Annotated in this window: 14 protein-coding genes; all 14 read right to left on the bottom strand. The window is 65.0% G+C overall.

All coding sequences use genetic code 11. The annotated features are described in order from the left end of the window. Window positions 1-16: 16 nt before the first annotated feature. Entirely contained in the window at window positions 17-1159 is a 1143-nt protein-coding gene (locus tag PMI42_RS21005; RefSeq protein WP_008137763.1) for an alpha-hydroxy acid oxidase, read from the bottom strand. Further along, window positions 1159-2049, bottom strand: coding sequence for an IclR family transcriptional regulator (locus tag PMI42_RS21000; RefSeq protein WP_008137761.1), 891 nt, complete (start codon window positions 2047-2049; stop codon window positions 1159-1161). The genes PMI42_RS21005 and PMI42_RS21000 overlap by 1 nt, the downstream gene beginning before the upstream one ends. 15 nt (window positions 2050-2064) lie before the next feature. Continuing rightward, entirely contained in the window at window positions 2065-2970 is a 906-nt protein-coding gene (locus PMI42_RS20995) for a dihydrodipicolinate synthase family protein (protein ID WP_008137760.1), read from the bottom strand. 32 nt (window positions 2971-3002) lie between these two features. Continuing rightward, complete coding sequence (locus tag PMI42_RS20990; protein ID WP_008137758.1) at window positions 3003-4760, bottom strand: ABC transporter permease subunit; 1758 nt, start codon at window positions 4758-4760, stop codon at window positions 3003-3005. A gap of 11 nt (window positions 4761-4771) precedes the next feature. After that, on the bottom strand, window positions 4772-5860 hold the full coding sequence (locus PMI42_RS20985) for an ABC transporter ATP-binding protein (RefSeq protein WP_008137756.1): 1089 nt from the start codon (window positions 5858-5860) through the stop codon (window positions 4772-4774). A 26-nt stretch (window positions 5861-5886) separates the two neighbouring features. Further along, the gene (locus tag PMI42_RS20980) at window positions 5887-6972 is read right to left on the bottom strand and encodes an ABC transporter substrate-binding protein (RefSeq protein WP_008137755.1); all 1086 of its coding nucleotides are present in this window, start codon (window positions 6970-6972) and stop codon (window positions 5887-5889) included. Between the two features lies 1 nt (window position 6973). Then, window positions 6974-8449, bottom strand: coding sequence for an FAD-binding oxidoreductase (locus tag PMI42_RS20975; protein ID WP_008137753.1), 1476 nt, complete (start codon window positions 8447-8449; stop codon window positions 6974-6976). Between the two features lie 359 nt (window positions 8450-8808). Next, window positions 8809-10551 (bottom strand): ABC transporter substrate-binding protein, encoded by a 1743-nt coding sequence (locus tag PMI42_RS20970; RefSeq protein WP_035966234.1) that lies wholly within the window; start codon window positions 10549-10551, stop codon window positions 8809-8811. Between the two features lie 130 nt (window positions 10552-10681). Further along, window positions 10682-11011, bottom strand: a complete 330-nt coding sequence (locus PMI42_RS20965; RefSeq protein WP_008137749.1) for a DUF2160 domain-containing protein — start codon at window positions 11009-11011, stop codon at window positions 10682-10684. A 10-nt stretch (window positions 11012-11021) separates the two neighbouring features. Continuing rightward, window positions 11022-11828, bottom strand: coding sequence for a carbohydrate ABC transporter permease (locus PMI42_RS20960; RefSeq protein ID WP_008137747.1), 807 nt, complete (start codon window positions 11826-11828; stop codon window positions 11022-11024). After that, entirely contained in the window at window positions 11828-12730 is a 903-nt protein-coding gene (locus tag PMI42_RS20955) for a carbohydrate ABC transporter permease (RefSeq protein WP_008137745.1), read from the bottom strand. Before PMI42_RS20955 ends, PMI42_RS20960 begins: the two co-directional genes overlap by 1 nt. Continuing rightward, a complete protein-coding gene (locus tag PMI42_RS20950) occupies window positions 12730-13815 on the bottom strand; it encodes an ABC transporter ATP-binding protein (RefSeq protein WP_008137742.1) in 1086 nt (361 codons plus the stop codon). The genes PMI42_RS20955 and PMI42_RS20950 overlap by 1 nt, the downstream gene beginning before the upstream one ends. 12 nt (window positions 13816-13827) lie before the next feature. Next, window positions 13828-14904, bottom strand: coding sequence for an ABC transporter ATP-binding protein (locus PMI42_RS20945; RefSeq protein WP_008137740.1), 1077 nt, complete (start codon window positions 14902-14904; stop codon window positions 13828-13830). Further along, on the bottom strand, window positions 14901-16451 hold the full coding sequence (gene glpD / locus PMI42_RS20940) for a glycerol-3-phosphate dehydrogenase (protein WP_008137738.1): 1551 nt from the start codon (window positions 16449-16451) through the stop codon (window positions 14901-14903). Before glpD ends, PMI42_RS20945 begins: the two co-directional genes overlap by 4 nt. Window positions 16452-16698 lie beyond the last annotated feature (247 nt).

Genomic DNA, 16698 nt, shown 5'->3' with positions numbered 1-16698 from the left:
GCTCCCGGCCTTTGTCTTATCGAAGCGGCGCTTGCAACCCCGACACGCACTCCGCGCCCAAAAAAGCCATCGCGGCGTCCATCTCGGCGACGATCATGCGCAGGACCGCCTCTGCACCGGCTTCGCCGCCCGCGGCGAGGCCCCAGAGCGGCAGGCGGCCGAGCAGGACGGCTCCGGCGCCGAGTGCGAGATATTTCAGGACATCGGTGCCGCGCCTCACGCCGCTGTCCGCCAGAACCGTCAGGCGTCCCCCGACGGCCTCGACGATGGCCGGAAGGCACTCCGCGGGCGCAGGCAGGCAGTCGAGATTGCGGCCGCCATGGGCTGACACAACGATGGCGTCGCAGCCGAGCTCGGCCGCGGTCTCCGCATCCTTGACGGCCAAGACGCCTTTGATGATCAGCTTGCCCGGCCAGAGCTGGCGCAGCCAGCGCACGTCGTCCCAGTTCAGGCGATGGTCGAGCCGCACGGCCTCGGCGATGTTCGGCCGGGTGATCGCCGCGCGGAACTCGTCCGGATAGTGCCCATAGGTCGGCATGCCCTCGCTCAGGAGATAGCGCGCCAGAACGCCGACGAGCCAGCGCGGATGCCGCGCGACGTCGATCGTGCTGCGCAGGCTGGGGACGAACGGAATGCCGAAGCCGTTGCGCCTGTTGTACTCGCGGTTGGGCGAGACCGGCGTATCGGCCGTGACGACGAGGGTCTCGCAGCCGCAGGCGCGGGCGCGCTCCAGAAGTCCTGCCGTCAGCGCCCGATCGCGCCAGACATAGAGCTGAAACCACAGCGTCGCATCGGGCGCGCCGCGCCGGATGGTTTCGACCGTCGTCACCGATTGCGTCGAGATGCAGACGGGAATGCCGACGCGCGAGGCCGCGCGCGCCAGCTTGGTCTCGCCGTCATGCGCGACCAGACCGGCGAGCGCGGTCGGCGCGACGACGAGGGGCACCGCGAGGCGCTGTCCCAGCAGCGCGGTGTCGAACGATCGCCTGTCGTGCCCGGTCAGCACCGACGGCATCAGCGTGATCTCATCGAGCGAGGCGCGCAGGCGCCTCAGCGCGACCTCATCCTCGGTGCCGCGATCGATGTAGTCGAACAGGCCGCGCGGCAGGAATTTTCGCGCACGGCTGCGGTAGTCGTCGGCATTCAGCAGCATCCGCATCAGGCGGCGTAGCGGTTGAATTTCGACTTCGAGATCGAGGTCGCGGCGACGTGGACATGCTGCACGAGCTCCGCCTCGGCGCGCTCCCTGGTCCAGCGCGTGGTCGGCACGGAGATGTTGACCGCGGCGACCGCGCGGCCGTGCTCGTCGATGATCGGCGCCGCGACGGAAATGTCGCCCATGACGCTTTGGTTGACCTGGATCGAATAGCCGCGCGTGGCGGCGACGCGCACCTGCTCCAGAAGCTGGTCCGGATCCGTGATCGTATAGGGCGTGAGGGGCTCCAGCTGCGTACGCTTCAACAGATCGTGCCGCGTCTCCTCGGGAAGAGCCGACAGGATGGCGATGCCGGACGCCGTGAAGTAGGCCGGCAGCCGGCTTCCGATCACGAAATCGATGTGGATGAGGTGCCGGCCGGGAAAGCGTGCCACGAACACGACCTCGTGGCCGTCGAGCTCGTGCAAATTGCAGGTCTCGCCGAGGTTACGGCTCATGTCGAGCAGATAGGGCGAGGCCTTGTCGATCAGTTCGTTGGCCTTGAGATAGCTGTGCGAGAACTGGAGCACCTTCGACGTGAGGCCATAGTTGCGCGTGCCCTCGATCCGCCTGAGATAGCCGAGCGTCTCCAGCGTATAGACCAGGCGCTGGGTGGCGCTGCGGTCGAGACCGGCCGCGCGCGCGATATCGGCCAGCGTCATGAAGCGTCGCGGCCCATCGAAGGCGTGCAGGACCTGAAAGGCCTTCTCGGTCGAGCCGACGAACAGCGACGAGCGCGCCGGCTCGGCGCTTTTCTCGACGTGCTTTCCTGCACGCGCCTTATCCGGGCCCGCTTTGTCCAGGCTTTTGGCCTTGACAGCCTTCCTTGATCCGCCCTGGCCGCTGCGCGCCATGTCGCCGTCCTCTCGTCACCCAACGTTTTCAGTGAGCGCCAATTGCTTCTTGAGCTCGGCGCGGAACGCCGAGACCAGCGCCGGCGCCGGCTGGACCAGCGGCGCCAGCATCCGCGGCGCATCGACACCGACGAGATCCATCACCGCCTTCATCGGCCCCGGATTTGTCTCGGCAAACGCCATGTTCATGAACGGGATCAGGCGGCGGTGCAGGCTCAGTGCCTCGGCGGTCCGACCAGCAATCGCCGTCTCGTATATATTCCGCCAGGCACGCGGCAGCAGGCAGGCGGTGACGACGATGCCGCCCGTCGCGCCGGCTGCAAGATGTAGCGGAAACAGGCTGTCCTCGCCGCTCAGCACCGCAAAGCTCTCGTCGACACCGGCCACGACCTGGAGGAAATGGTACATGTCGAGATTGCAGGCCTTCATGCCGATGATGTTGGGATGCCTGGAGAGCTCATGCAGGATTTTGGGCTCGATCGCGATCCGGGTGCGATAGGGAATCTCGTAGATCAGGACGGGCACAGGCGAAGCGTCGGCATAGCGCAGGAAATAGTCGCGAATGCCGATCTGAGTCGGGTTGGTATAATATGGCGTAAGAACCAGCAGACCGTCCACGCCTTCGGCTGCGAATTCACGGCCGGCCTGGAGGGCATCGTGGAAACCGGTGTCGAGCACGCCGGCAATGACCGGGCCCTTGCCCGCCATCGCCTTCACCGACAGGCCGGCCATCTTGATGCGCTCTGCGCGCGCCAACGCCCCGTATTCGCCGGTGCCGCCGAGCGGCACCACGCCGTCGATGCCCTGTTTGTTGAGCCAGGTGAACATGGCCGCGACCGCGCCGGCATCGATGCTGTCGTCCGCCTTGACCGGGGTCGGAATGGCCGGGAACAGGCCGCGGAGACGATTGGCAGTGAGCATGATTGAGAACCTCTGGTTGGAATGCGGAGCTTCTATCTTGCGGCGGCACGCCGGCGCAGGCGTTCGGCGACGAAGATCAGGAGCCCCATGAAAACGAACAGGCAGGTCGAGACGGCGGCGATGGTGGGCGAGACCTGAAGTGTCACCTCGTCCCAGAACTGCTTTGGCAGCGTCGCGTTGAGGCCGCCGGTCGCGAACAGCGCGATGGTCAGCTCGTCGAACGAGGTCGCGAAGGCGAACAGGAACGACGACATCATGCCGGCGGCGAGGATCGGGAAGGTCACGAAGCGCAGCGTCGCGAACGGGCGCGCCCCGAGGCTCTGTGCGGCGTGGTCGAGCCGCGTGTCGTAATTGCGCAGCACCGCCATCATGGTCATCACCACATAGGGCACGGCGACGACGGTGTGGCCGAGCACGAGGCCGAGGGCACTGCCAACCAGACCCATTTGCGCGAAGACGTAGAACAGGCCGACCGCGATGATCATGCGCGGCACCACGATCGGCGACAGGATGAAGGCGAGCCACGCCGCCTTGCCGCGGATCTCGCTGCGCACCAGCAGGAACGCGGCCGGCGTGCCGATCAGCATGGCGAGCAGCCCGGTGCCGATGCCGACCAGCAGCGAGCGCAGCATGGCCTGGGTCCAGACCGGCGAATTCAGCACCGTCTCGTACCAATGCAGGGTGAAGCCCTGCGGCGGCCAGTTGAGGCCGCCGGTGCCGAACGACAGCGGGATCATCAGGATCGTCGGCGCGCTGATGACGAGCAGCATGGTCCAGACGAAGGCCTGCAAGCCGAGGCCGGCCTGATCGGGATTGCGGTCGCGGCGGCGTGACGGCAGCAGCAGGATGATGCGGTCGGAGATGGCGCCGAGCAACGTGAGCAGCGCATCGCCCGCCCTCGCGACCGGGCCCGACAGACGCGATGGCTTCGCATTGCGCGGCGCGGATGCGCCGGTCATGCTCGACAGGCCGAGCAGCCGGTCATAGGCGGCAAAGACGATGAGGACCACGACCAGAAGCAGCACCGAGATCGCACCGGCAAAGCCCCAGTTCATGGTCTGCTGGACCTGGTCGATGATCAGCTGCGTGATCATGGTCTCGCGGCGCCCGCCGAGCAGCGCCGGCACGATGAAGAAGCCGATCGCGGTGACGAACACCATGATCCCGGCAGCAGCGACGCCCGGCAGCGACAGCGGAAAATAGATCTTCCAGAACGCCATGCCCGGCCGCGCCCCGAGCGTGGCGGCGGCGCGCGGCAGGGTGCGGTCGATGTTCTCCATCACCGAGAGCATGGTCAGCACGGCGAGCGGCAGCAGCGCATTCACCATGCCGACGAGAACGCTGCCGAAATTGTAGAGCAGGTTTGCGGGACTCGAGATGATGCCGAGCGAAATCAGCGTCTTGTTGATGACGCCGTTGCGGCCGAGCAGCACGATCCAGGCGAAGGCCCGGACCAGGAAACTGGTCCAAAACGACAGCAGCACCCAGAACAGCAGCGTCGCCTTGCGCTCCTTGCCGACGACCGAGATCAGATAGGCGATCGGATAACCCGTGACGACGCAGACCAGCGTGGTCACCAGCGAGATCTTCAGCGTGATCAGGAGAACGTCGAGATAGACCGACGAGGCGAAGAGCTGACGATATTGCGCAAGCGTGAAGCCATTGTCGCCGTAGATGCTGAGCAGCAGCAGCTGGCCGACGGGATAGACCAGGAACAGCACGAGCAGCAGCACCAGCGGCGCGCCCATTGCAGCCCGCGTCCAGGCCAGCCTCCGCGATATCGCGCGCATGCCGGCCAAGCTCAGATCCCCTTGCCGTCGTGGATGGCGACGGCATCCGCCGCATGCCATCCGAGCGACAGACGCTGACCGATCTCGTAAGGCGCGCTGCCGCTGCGGGTCGGATGCGCGGCAACGAGCTGCGGCAGGCCCGCCGTCTCCGGCGCGATGTAGAGCCGTGTCAGGCTGCCGCTGATCATCACGTCGGTGAGCCGGCCGGACAGCTGGCCGCCCTCACCTACCATGAGGTTCTGCGGCCGCACCATCACCTTGATCGGCTCGCCGGCGGCGAAACGGGAGCCATTGCCGACCGCGCGCGACGCTGCAAGCTGCTCGGCGAGGACGATGTCGAGCCCCTCGCCATCGACACCGCGAACGGTGGCGCTGAGCAGATTGGACTCGCCGAGGAAGTCGGCGACGAACACCGAGCGCGGCCGGAAGTAGAGATCCCGGGGCGTGCCGAGCTGCTCGATCGCGCCCGCATTCATCAGGCAGATGCGATCCGACATCGTCATCGCCTCTTCCTGGTCGTGGGTGACATAGACGATCGTGGTGCCGAGCTCGCGATGGATGCGCTTGATCTCGAGCTGCATCTGGTCGCGCAGCTTCTTGTCGAGCGCCCCCAGCGGCTCGTCCATCAGGATGATCGCGGGGCGGTAGACGATGCAGCGCGCCAGCGCGATGCGCTGCTGCTGGCCGCCGGACAATTCGTGCGGGTAGCGCTTTGCGACATGCGGCAGGCGCACCGTCTCCAGCGCCGCGGCGGTGCGCCGGCGCGCGTCCGCGTCGGACACTTTCCGCATCCGGAGGGGAAATGCGATGTTGTCCTCGATCGTCATGTGGGGAAACAACGCGTAGTTCTGGAACACCACGCCGATGTCGCGGTCATAAGCGGGGCTATGTGTGACGTCGCAATCGTCGATCAGGATCCGCCCCTCGTCGGGATGGGCGAGACCCGCGATCAGGCTGAGCAGCGTGGTCTTGCCCGAGCCCGACGGGCCAAGCAGGGTGAGGAATTCCCCCTTGGCGACGTCGAGGCTGGTCGGCGCGAGCGCGACGAAATCACCGTAGCGCTTGCACAGCTCTCGAATACGCAGGCTCGACGAGACCATGGGCCGCTCCGATCCGCCTGACCCGATCAAGCCAGGATCCAGCTGTTGAAGCGCTCGATCACGGCGGCCTGGTTGTCGTACCAGAACTTCGCATCGATCTTCAGCCCGGCCTTGATGTTGTCAGGATAGGTCGGGCAGTTCTTGGCGACCTCCGGCTTGACGTAGTTGAAGGCCTCCGGCTGCGTGAGCCCGGCCGGGAAGTATTCGACCAGCGCCGCCTGCCGCTTCGGATCGGACGCGAACTTGATGAACTCGCGGCAAGCGTCCGCATTCGGCGTGCCGGCCAGGATCGACCAGTTGTCGCCGCCCCAGACGCCCTGATTCCAGACGATCTCCACCGGTGCGCCAGCCGCCTGCGCAGACTGCGGACGCGACACCCAGGTCGGCAGCAGGTCGATCTCACCCGAGATCAGCATCTGCTCGACCTGCGCGCCGCTGGTCCACCACACCGCGACCGAGGACTTGATCTTGTCGAGCGAGGCAAACGCCTTGTTCAGATCGCAGGGATAGACCTGCGCGGTCGGCACGCCCGCGCCCATCAGCGCCTCCTCGATCGTGTCGAACGGATGCTTGCGCACGGCGCGGCGTCCCGGAAACTCCGCCACGTTCCAGAAATCGGCCCAGGACTGCGGCGCCTTGCGGCCCTTGAAGGCGTCGGTGCGATAGGCCAGCACGGTGGTATAGACGTTGGTGCCGACACCGTAGGGCGACATGAATTCGGCGGGGATCGACTTGATCACGGGCTCGGATTCGAGGCCGTGCTTTTCGAGATATTGCTTGCTGCCGTTGGTCAGCAGCAGGATCGCGGGCCAGCTGATCTTGGCCATGTCCCAGGTATAGTTCTTGGTATCGACCATGGTCTTGATCTGCGCGACCGGCTCGGCATTGGCCTGCACCCCGACCACCTCGATCCCCGTCGCTTCGGTGAACGGACGGTAGAACACCGCGCCATAGGCCTTGGTGTAGATGCCGCCATCGTCGCGCACCACGATGCGTTTTCCGGCGGCGCGGGACGGCGACCAGACGGAGGGAGCGGCGAGTGCGACGGCGCCGGCTCCTGCGCCAAGCAGCAGGCGGCGGCGGGAGGTGATGATCTTCGGTGCGTTGGTCATGTCAGGCCCCTCTTTGCGATGTTGCGGTGGTCGGCGAAGCGGCGGCATCCGCCGCGGATGACGGCGGCAGAACGCGGCCGGGATTGAACAGATCCGACGGGTCGAACGCCTGCTTCACCGCCCGCATCAAAGCGAGCTCGACCGGCGGCTTGTAGCGGGCCATCTCACCCGTCAGCGTGCGGCCGACGCCGTGCTCGGCGCTGAAGGTGCCGCGCAAGGCGCTTGCGACGTCGTTCATGGCGCGGCGAATTTTCTGCCCGACGGCATCACGCTCCGGCAGCGCGTCCCATTCGGCAAAGCTGAAGAAGGGAATGAGATGGATGTTGCCGTCGCCCATGTGGCCGACGATGATGAACGACAGATCCGGCACGATCGCGCGCACCGCGGCCATCGCCTGGTCGATGAAGTCAGGCACAGTCGAGACCGGGACGGCGGTGTCCGAGGTCAGGCCGACACCGGCCTTCTTGTTGGCTTCCGAGACGCTGTGCCGCACCAGCCACATCGCCTTGCGCTGCGCCTCGCTCGCAGCGACGACGCCGTCGCTGACGAGCCCCGCCTCGAGCGCCTGCTCGAGCACCGTCTGCATCGTCGCCGCCAGTGCCGCAGCGTCGCCGGTGTCGGAGAGTTCGACGAGGACGTGCCAGGTGTCGATCTCGGCGACCGGACAGCGCCGGCCCGGCACCTGCTCCAGCACCAGCTGGATCTGCTTCGCATTCATCAGCTCGAAGGCGGAGAGCCGTGAACTGCAGGCGGCCTGGAACAGGCCAAGCACGCCCAGCGCCTTCTGCGGACTGTCGACAGCAAGCCAGGCGACGGCCTCCGCCGTCGGCAGCGGATGCAGCTTCAGCACCGCGCCGGTGATGATGCCGAGCGTCCCTTCCGAGCCGATGAAGAGATGCTTGAGGTCGTAGCCGGTGTTGTTCTTGCGCAGCGCGTAGAGACCGTCCCAGACCGAGCCGTCCGGCAGCACCACCTCGAGCCCCAGCACATTGTCGCGCGTGTTGCCGTAGCGCAGCACGCCGGTACCGCCGGCATTGGTGCCGATGTTGCCGCCGATCTGGCACGAGCCTTCGGCGCCGAGGCTGACCGGATAGAGCCGGCCGGCGGCCGCGGCGAACTCCTGGATGGTCGCCAGCACGCAGCCGGCATCGACCACCATGGTGTTGTTGACGGGGTCGAGCGAGCGGACCTTGCGCATGCGCGTCAGCGCGACGATGACAGGCGGCTTGCCCTGCCCGGACGGCGTCGCACCGCCGCAGAGGCTGGTGTTACCGCCCTGCGGCAGGATCGGCGTTTCATGCGCGACGCAGAGACGGACGATGGCCGCAACCTGCTCCGTGGTCGACGGCAGCACGGCGCAGAGCGCCGGCGCGCGATAGCGGCCGCGCCAGTCCTCGGTGAGGCCCGCGAGATCCTCCTCGCGAGTCAGCACGGCCGTGTCGCCCAGCAACTGCCTGAACGCCTCGATCAATGCCATCACAGCCTCCGGGACGGGCCGACGCTGGCCCAAACGGCTTTCGCGAACGTAATCGAAATACGATTACTTCAATCGCATTATGCTGATCATGAATTCGATGTGACAGCGAGTCAAGCGGGGGCGTTCGGCTGCGCCGCGGGACGCGCCCCGCACCACTGCTGTCATTCCCGCGAAGGCGGGGAATCCAGTCGCCACCGGCAGCACGATTCGATCGAGGAGCCACGGCGTACTGGATCGTCCGCCTTCGCGGACGATGACACCGAGAATGTGGAGAGCACCTGCCGCAAATGCGTCATTGCGAGCGCACAAAAGAAAAAGGCCGGGATTGCTCCCGGCCTTTCGTCGTTATGAGACGTTGCTTACTGCAACGAGGCGCGCTTGGGCGGGGTGGCCGGCCACGACTTGATCAGCGTGTCGTAGTCGACCGTCTCGCCCTTCGGCTTCTCGTTGGCGAGCTTGCGCTGCGGGGCGATGGTGCCGTCCTTCTGGGCTTTGGCGTACCAGTACTCGGCCGACTCCTTCTTGTGCAGCTTCGGACCGCACTCCTTCTGCACGCCGGACTTCTCCAGACGCTCCATCACGGAGTCCTGGGCCGCGGCGAGCGAGTCCATCGCGGCTTGCGGCGTCTTCGCACCGGACGACGCATCGCCGATGTTCTGCCACCACAGCTGCGCCAGCTTCGGATAGTCGGGCACGTTGTTGCCGGTCGGGGTCCACTGCACGCGCGCGGGCGAGCGGTAGAACTCGATCAGGCCGCCGAGCTTCGGCGCACGCTCGGTGAACGACTTGTCCCAGATGTCGGATTCACGGATGAAGGTGAGACCGACATGGCTCTTCTTCAGCGACACCGTCTTGGAGACGATGAACTGGAGGTAGAGCCAGGCTGCCTTGCGGCGATCTGCCGGGGTCGACTTCAGCAGCGTCACGGAGCCGGCGTCCTGATAGCCGAGCTTCATGCCTTCCTTCCAGTACGCGCCGTGCGGCGACGGAGCCATACGCCATTTCGGCGTACCGTCCGCGTTCATCACGGCGATGCCCGGCTTCACCATGTCGGCGGTGAAGGCGGTGTACCAGAACATCTGCTGGGCGATGTTGCCCTGGGCCGGCACCGGACCCGACTCGGAGAAGGTCATGCCCTGGGCCTGCGGCGGGGCATACTTCTTCATCCACTCGAGATACTTGGTGATCGAGTAGACCGCGGCGGGACCGTTGGTGTCGCCACCACGCTCCACGCTGGAGCCGACCGGACGGCAGCCTTCCATGCGGATGCCCCATTCGTCGACCGGCAGACCGTTCGGAATGCCCTTGTCGCCGTTGCCGGCCATCGACAGCCAGGCGTCGGTGAAACGCCAGCCGAGCGAGGGGTCCTTCTTGCCATAGTCCATATGGCCGTAGACCTTGACGCCGTTGATCTCCTTGATGTCGTTCGTGAAGAACTCGGCGATGTCCTCATAGGCGGACCAGTTCACGGGAACGCCGAGCTCGTAGCCATACTTGGCCTTGAACTTGGCCTTGTAGTCGGGGTTGGTGAACCAGTCGTAGCGGAACCAATAGAGGTTGGCGAACTGCTGGTCGGGCAGCTGATAGAGCTTGCCGTCCGGCGCGGTGCCGAACGACTTGCCGATGAAGTCGTTGACGTCGAGCATGGGATCGGTGACGTCCTTGCCCTCGCCGGTCATGTAGTCCGACAGCGCGATGGTCTGGCCGTAGCGGAAGTGCGTGCCGATGAGGTCGGAATCGTTGATCCAGCCGTCATAGACGTTCTTGCCGGACTGCATCTGGGTCTGCAGCTTCTCGACGACGTCACCTTCCTGGATGATGTCGTGCTTGAGCTTGATGCCGGTGAGCTCGGAGAACGCCTTGGCCAGCGTCTGCGATTCGTATTCGTGGGTCGTGATGGTCTCGGAGACGACGTTGATCTCCATGCCCTTGAAGGGCTCGGCGGCCTTGGCGAACCACTCCAGCTCCTTCTTCTGGTCTTCCTTCGACAGGGTCGAGGGCTGGAATTCCGCAATCCACTTCTGGATCGCGGCGTCGTCGGCGGCGCGGACCGGCACCGAGACGGCGAACGACACCGCAACGAGCGCGGCGACGCTGGACATGGTCAGAAAGCTATTCTTGGTCAATGGACGTTCCCTTCTCCTAAACTGTCGCATGTTGTTCCTCCGTTGCAGCGACAAACTTTTATACAGACCCGGATTGCCCCCGGATCTGGCCGTTCCTTCGCGAGCTTCAGACCGTGCGAAAAATGAGCACAGCCGTGACCAGCGAAATTCCACTTGCGAGCCACAGGCGCGAGATCTCGACGCCCTCCTCGCCGATCGGCAGCGTCGCGATCGCGTCCGTGCCGAAGAAAGCAATCCACAAGAGATGGATGACCGCGGCCGCGATTAGCGAAACGAACAGGCGATCACCGCGCGTGGTCGGAATACTGAGCACGCCGACGCGCTCGGCCTCAGGATAGACCGCGGCGAGGTACGTCATGACAGCGAGGGTGCAAGCAAGCGCCGCGAAGAAGATCGCCGTCGGCAGCGTCCAGGCCATCCATGCGATGGATTCCATTGATGCCTCCCTAGACGCGGCCGAGCGCGAAACCGCTCGCGATGTAATTGCGGACGAACCAGATCACGAGCGCGCCCGGAATGATGGTGAGGACGCCGGCGGCTGCCAGCAGTCCCCAGTCCATGCCGGCCGCCGACACCGTTCGCGTCATGATCGCGGCGATGGGCTTGGCCGAGACCGAGGTCAGCGTGCGCGCAAGCAGCAGCTCGACCCAGGAGAACATGAAGCAGAAGAAGGCGGCGACGCCGATGCCGCTCGCGATCAGCGGCACCAGGATCTTGATGAAGAAGCGCGGGAACGAATAGCCGTCGAGGAAGGCGGTCTCGTCGATCTCGCGGGGCACGCCGGAGACGAAGCCTTCGAGAATCCAGACCGCGAGCGGAACGTTGAAGATGCAGTGCGCGAGTGCAACGGCCCAGGGCGTGTCAAACAGCCCGATCGCCGAATAGAGGTTGAAGAACGGCAGCGCATAGACCGCGGCCGGCGCCATGCGGTTCGACAGCAGCCAGAAGAACAGATGCTTGTCGCCGAGGAAGCGGTAGCGCGAGAACGCATAGGCCGCCGGCAGCGCCACCGAGATCGAGATGATGGTGTTGAGGACGACGTATTCCAGCGAATTGATATAGCCGGAATACCAGCTCTCGTCGGTGAAGATGCGCTTGTAGTGCTGCAGCGTCGGAGCGTGCGGCCACAGCGTCATCGTCGAGACGATCTCGGCGTTGGTCTTGAAGCTCATGTTGACGAGCCAGTAGATCGGCAGCAGCAGGAAGATCAGAAATAGCCCCATGATGAGGCGACGGCCGGGGATCGAATGCATCACGCGGCTCCTTCCTGCGGCTTCCGCTCAGCGCCGGCATTGGTCATGACGGTGTAGAAGATCCAGCAGACGATCAGGATGATGAGGTTGTAGACCAGCGAGAGCGCGGCGGCCTTGCCGAGGTCGAACTGGCCGAGCGCGATCTTGACCAGCTCGATCGACACGAAGGTGGTGGAGTTGCCGGGCCCGCCGCCGGTGACGACGAACGGCTCGGTGTAGATCATGAAACTGTCCATGAAGCGCAGCAGCACCGCGATCAGCAGCACGCGGTTCATCTTCGGCAGCTGGATCGCCTTGAACACGGCCCAGCGCGAGGCGCCGTCGATCTGGGCGGCCTGGTAATAGGCCTCCGGGATCGACTTCAGGCCGGCGTAGCAGAGCAGCGCGACGAGGCTGGTCCAGTGCCAGACGTCCATCACGATGACGGTGACCCAGGCGTCGATGTCGTTGGAGACGTAATTGTAGTCGAGGCCGATATGGTTGAGGACGTACCCCATCAGGCCGATGTCGGGCCGGCCAAAAATCTGCCAGATCGTGCCGACCACGTTCCACGGAATCAGCAGCGGCAGCGCGAGGATCACGAGGCAGGCCGCGACGGTCCAGCCCTGGCGCGGCATCGACAGTGCGATGACGATGCCGAGCGGCACCTCGATGGCGAGGATCACCAGCGAGAAGAACAGATTGCGGCCGAGCGAGGCGAGGAAGCGTCCGCCGAGATCGGTCGAAGGATCCAGCAGCTCCTTGAACCAGCCGACGCCGTTCCAGAAGAACTGGTTATTTCCGAACGTGTCCTGCATCGAATAGTTCACCACCGTCATCAGCGGCAGCACCGCCGAGAAGGCGACGACCAGGAACACCGGTAGCACCAGGAACCAGGCTTTTTGATTGACGGTCTTGTCCATCAGGCGGCTCCCTCCACCAGAAGGCTGTCGGCATAGACGTGGATATGCGACGGATCGAGTTTCAGCCCGGCATTGCCGTCGGAGCTGGTGAAGCCCGCCGGCGCACGCGCCGCGAGCTTGGCCTCGCCGAGGCGCGTCCGCGCAAAGCGGATGCGGCCGAGATCGTCGATGCGCTCGATTTTTGCGGTGAGCAGGCCCGGTCCGGGCGCAACGACCTCCACAAATTCCGGACGCACGCCAATCTCGATCTTCGCGCCCGCGGGAAGCTTGTCGTAAGCCCGGTTAAGCGCGATGACGTGGCCGTCGATGTGCGCCTCGCGGCCCCTCACCTCGGCCGGAATGATGTTCATGCCGGGCGAGCCGATGAAATAGCCGACGAAGGTATGCGCGGGCTTGTCGAACAGCTCGGCCGGCGTGCCGCTCTGCACCACGCGGCCGTCATGCATGACGACGACGGTGTCGGCGAAGGTCAGCGCCTCGGTCTGGTCGTGGGTGACGTAGATCATCGTGAGGTCGAGCTCGCGATGCAGCGCCTTGAGCTTGGAGCGAAGCTGCCATTTCAATTCAGGGTCGATCACGGTCAGCGGCTCGTCGAACAGCACGGCGGCGACGTCGGAGCGGACCAGGCCGCGGCCGAGCGAGATCTTCTGCTTGGCGTCGGCCGTCAGCCGCGTGGCCTTGCGATTCAGATAGGGTTCGAGATCGAGCAGGCGGCCGATCTCGGCGACGCGCTTGTCGATCTCGGCCTTCGGCACGCCGCGGTTCTTCAGCGGAAACGCCAAATTCTGCCCCACCGTCATGGTGTCGTAGATCACCGGAAACTGGAACACTTGGGCAATGTTGCGCTTCTGGGTTGACAGCGGTGTGATGTCCTGGCCGTCGAACAGGATTTTCCCCCGCGACGGCGTGATGATGCCGGAGATGACGTTCAGCAGCGTGGTCTTGCCGCAGCCGCTTGGGCCGAGCAGTGCATAGGCGCCGCCCTGCCGCCATGTCATCGTGACCGGCTTCAGCGCAAAGCTGTCCTGCGGCGCATCATTGCCGCCGTAGGAGTGGGCGAGATCGACGAGGTCAATGCGAGCCATGGCGCACCTCCCTCACGAGCTAGGAGCGGCGACCAGACGGTCGGCCGCATCGAACACGAAGACGTCGTTGGGATCGAGCACGGCGTCGAGCGTCTGGCCGGGCTCGAACTCGTGCACGCCGTGCAGCACCGCCACCCAGTTCGATCCGTCGCGGGTCAAATGCACAAAGCTCTCCGAACCGGTGATCTCGGTCACCGTGACAGTGGCATGGAAGGCATGGCGGTCGGTCTCGCCATTGGCGAGCGCAAGCTGATGCGCGCGAAAGCCGACGCGATAGGCGCCGTCGGCGAGAGCGGAGTAGAGACCGGATGCCGGTGCGGCGATGCCGCCCGCATATTGCACGGAGCCGTTCTTCTTCTCGATGCCGACGAGGTTGAGCGGCGGATCGGAGAACACCTGGGCGACACGCAGCGTCTGCGGCTGGCGGTAGACCTTCGGCGTCTCGCCGATCTGGAGCGCCTGGCCTTCCCACATGCAGACCGTGTTGCCGCCGAGCAGCAGCGCCTCGGTCGGCTCGGTCGTGGCATAGACGAAGATCGCGCCCGAGGCCTCGAAGATGCGCGGCAGCTCGGCGCGCAGCTCCTCGCGCAGCTTGTAATCGAGATTGGCCAGCGGCTCGTCGAGCAGCACGAGATCGGCGCCCTTGACCAGGGCGCGTGCCATTGCGGTTCGCTGCTGCTGGCCGCCGGACAGCTGAAGCGGCGTGCGCTTCAGGAACGGCTCGAGCCGGAGCAGCTTTGCTGCCTCCGCCACGCGCGCCTCGATCTCCTCGCGCGGTTTGCCCTGCACGCGGAGCGGCGAGGCGATGTTCTCATAGACCGTGAACGAGGGATAATTGATGAACTGCTGATAGACCATCGCGACGGAACGCTGGCGCACGTCGACGCCGGTGACGTCCTTGCCGCCAACCAGCACCTTGCCTGAGGTCGCCTTGTCGAGACCGGCAAGCAGCCGCATGATCGAGGTCTTGCCCGACAGCGTCGGCCCGAGCAGCACGTTGAGCGTGCCGCTCTGGAGCGTCAACGAGACGTCGCGGATGTGCTCGATGCCATCGACGGTCCGGGTCACGTGGTCGAGTGTCACGCTCATGAGCGTCCTCCCGCTTCCAGCAGGGGACTTTGCGGCACTGCATGGGTTGCAATCCAGTCGCTCAGTGCCGCGATCTCGTCGGCAGATAGTCGCAGGCCGAGTTTCGAGCGACGCCAGACGATGTCTTCCGCCGTGACGGCCCATTCGTTGGCCATGAGGTAGCGGACCTCGCGTTCGGTCAGTGTCGCGCCAAAAGCCTGACCGAGATCGGAGGCCGATTTCGCATCGCCGAGCAGCTTGAGGGCGCGGGTGCCGTAGGCGCGCGCGAGGCGACGGGCATGTTCATGGCTGAGGAAGGAATAGCCGCGCTGGAGCTCGGCGATCAGGCCGTCGATATCCGACACATTCATGTCGCCGCCGGGCAGCGGCCATTTGCCGGTCCAGCCCTCGCGCGCTTTGGCGCTGCGAAGATAGGGCGCGAGCCGCTCCAGCGCTTCTTCGGCGAGCCGGCGATAGGTCGTGATCTTGCCGCCATAGATCGATAGCAGCGGCGCGCCACCGGGCGTGTCGAGCTCGAACACATAGTCGCGCGTTGCGGCCTTGGCTTCGCTGGCGCCGTCGTCATAGAGCGGACGCACGCCGGAATAGGTCCAGACCACGTCGGCGGGCGTGACCGGCTTCGCGAGATATTCGCTGGCCGCCTTGCAGAGATACTCGATCTCCTCCGGCGTCGCCTTCACCTTGGCGGGATCGCCGTCATAGTCGCGGTCGGTGGTGCCGATCAGCGTGAAGTCGTCCTGGTACGGGATCACGAAGATAATGCGGCCGTCGGCGTTCTGGAACATGTAGGCGCGGTCGTGGTCGTACAGTTTCTTGACCACGATGTGCGAGCCCTGCACCAGGCGCACCTTGGCTTTCGCGTTGACGCCGGCACCGCGGCCGAGCACGTCCTCGACCCAGGGGCCGCCGGCATTGACCAGCGCCTTCGCGCGGATCGATGAACGTTCGCCGGTCAGCGTGTCGACCATGCTGACGGTCCAGACGCCGTCGGACTGCTTGATATCCGTCGCGCGGGTGCGGGTGCGGATCTCGGCGCCCTTGTCGGCGGCATCGCGCGCATTGAGCACGACGAGACGGGCATCATCGACGAAGCAGTCGGAATATTCGAACGCACGGCTGTAGCGATTCGGGATCAGCGGCTTGCCGACCTCGTCACGCCCAAGGTCGACCGAGCGCGTCGCCGGCAGCAGGTGGCGGCCACCGATGTGGTCGTAGAGGAAGAGACCGAGGCGCAGTAGCCAGGCGGGCCGCAGGCCGGCGTGATGCGGCAAAACGAAACGCAGCGGGCGGATGATGTGGGGCGCGATGCCCCAGAGGATCTCGCGCTCGATCAGCGCCTCGCGGACCAGCCGAAACTCGTAATATTCGAGATAGCGCAGGCCGCCATGCACCAGCTTGGTCGACCAGGACGACGTCCCGCTCGCCAGGTCGTTCATCTCACAGAGGAAAACCGTGTTGCCCCGGCCCACGGCATCGCGCGCGATACCGCAACCGTTAACACCGCCTCCAATGATGGCGAGGTCGAAAATACGCTCCAACAGACGCATCCCCCGGCGACTCGCTCGTTCCTTCGAGCGACTACTTTCGCTTTTGATTAGATCACACCGAAAAACGAAAGCAAGATGAAAGAGAGGCGACGGGAAGTGAAAGAGGAACTTTTTCAGCGCCAGAAAGCCGGAGAAATCGGCAGGAGCACGAGCCGGTTTATAGGCAAAGGGCCAATTGGTTAGCCGTTAGCGAACATGCCAATCAACTTGAATGTAGTAACGTAACTACATATAATTTGGCCAGTGA

It is taken from the genome of Bradyrhizobium sp. YR681 (assembly GCF_000282615.1).
Taxonomy (GTDB): Bacteria; Pseudomonadota; Alphaproteobacteria; order Rhizobiales; family Xanthobacteraceae; genus Bradyrhizobium.
The sequence above is the reverse complement of the archived record's forward strand: the minus strand, read 5'-3'. Positions and strand labels throughout refer to the sequence as shown.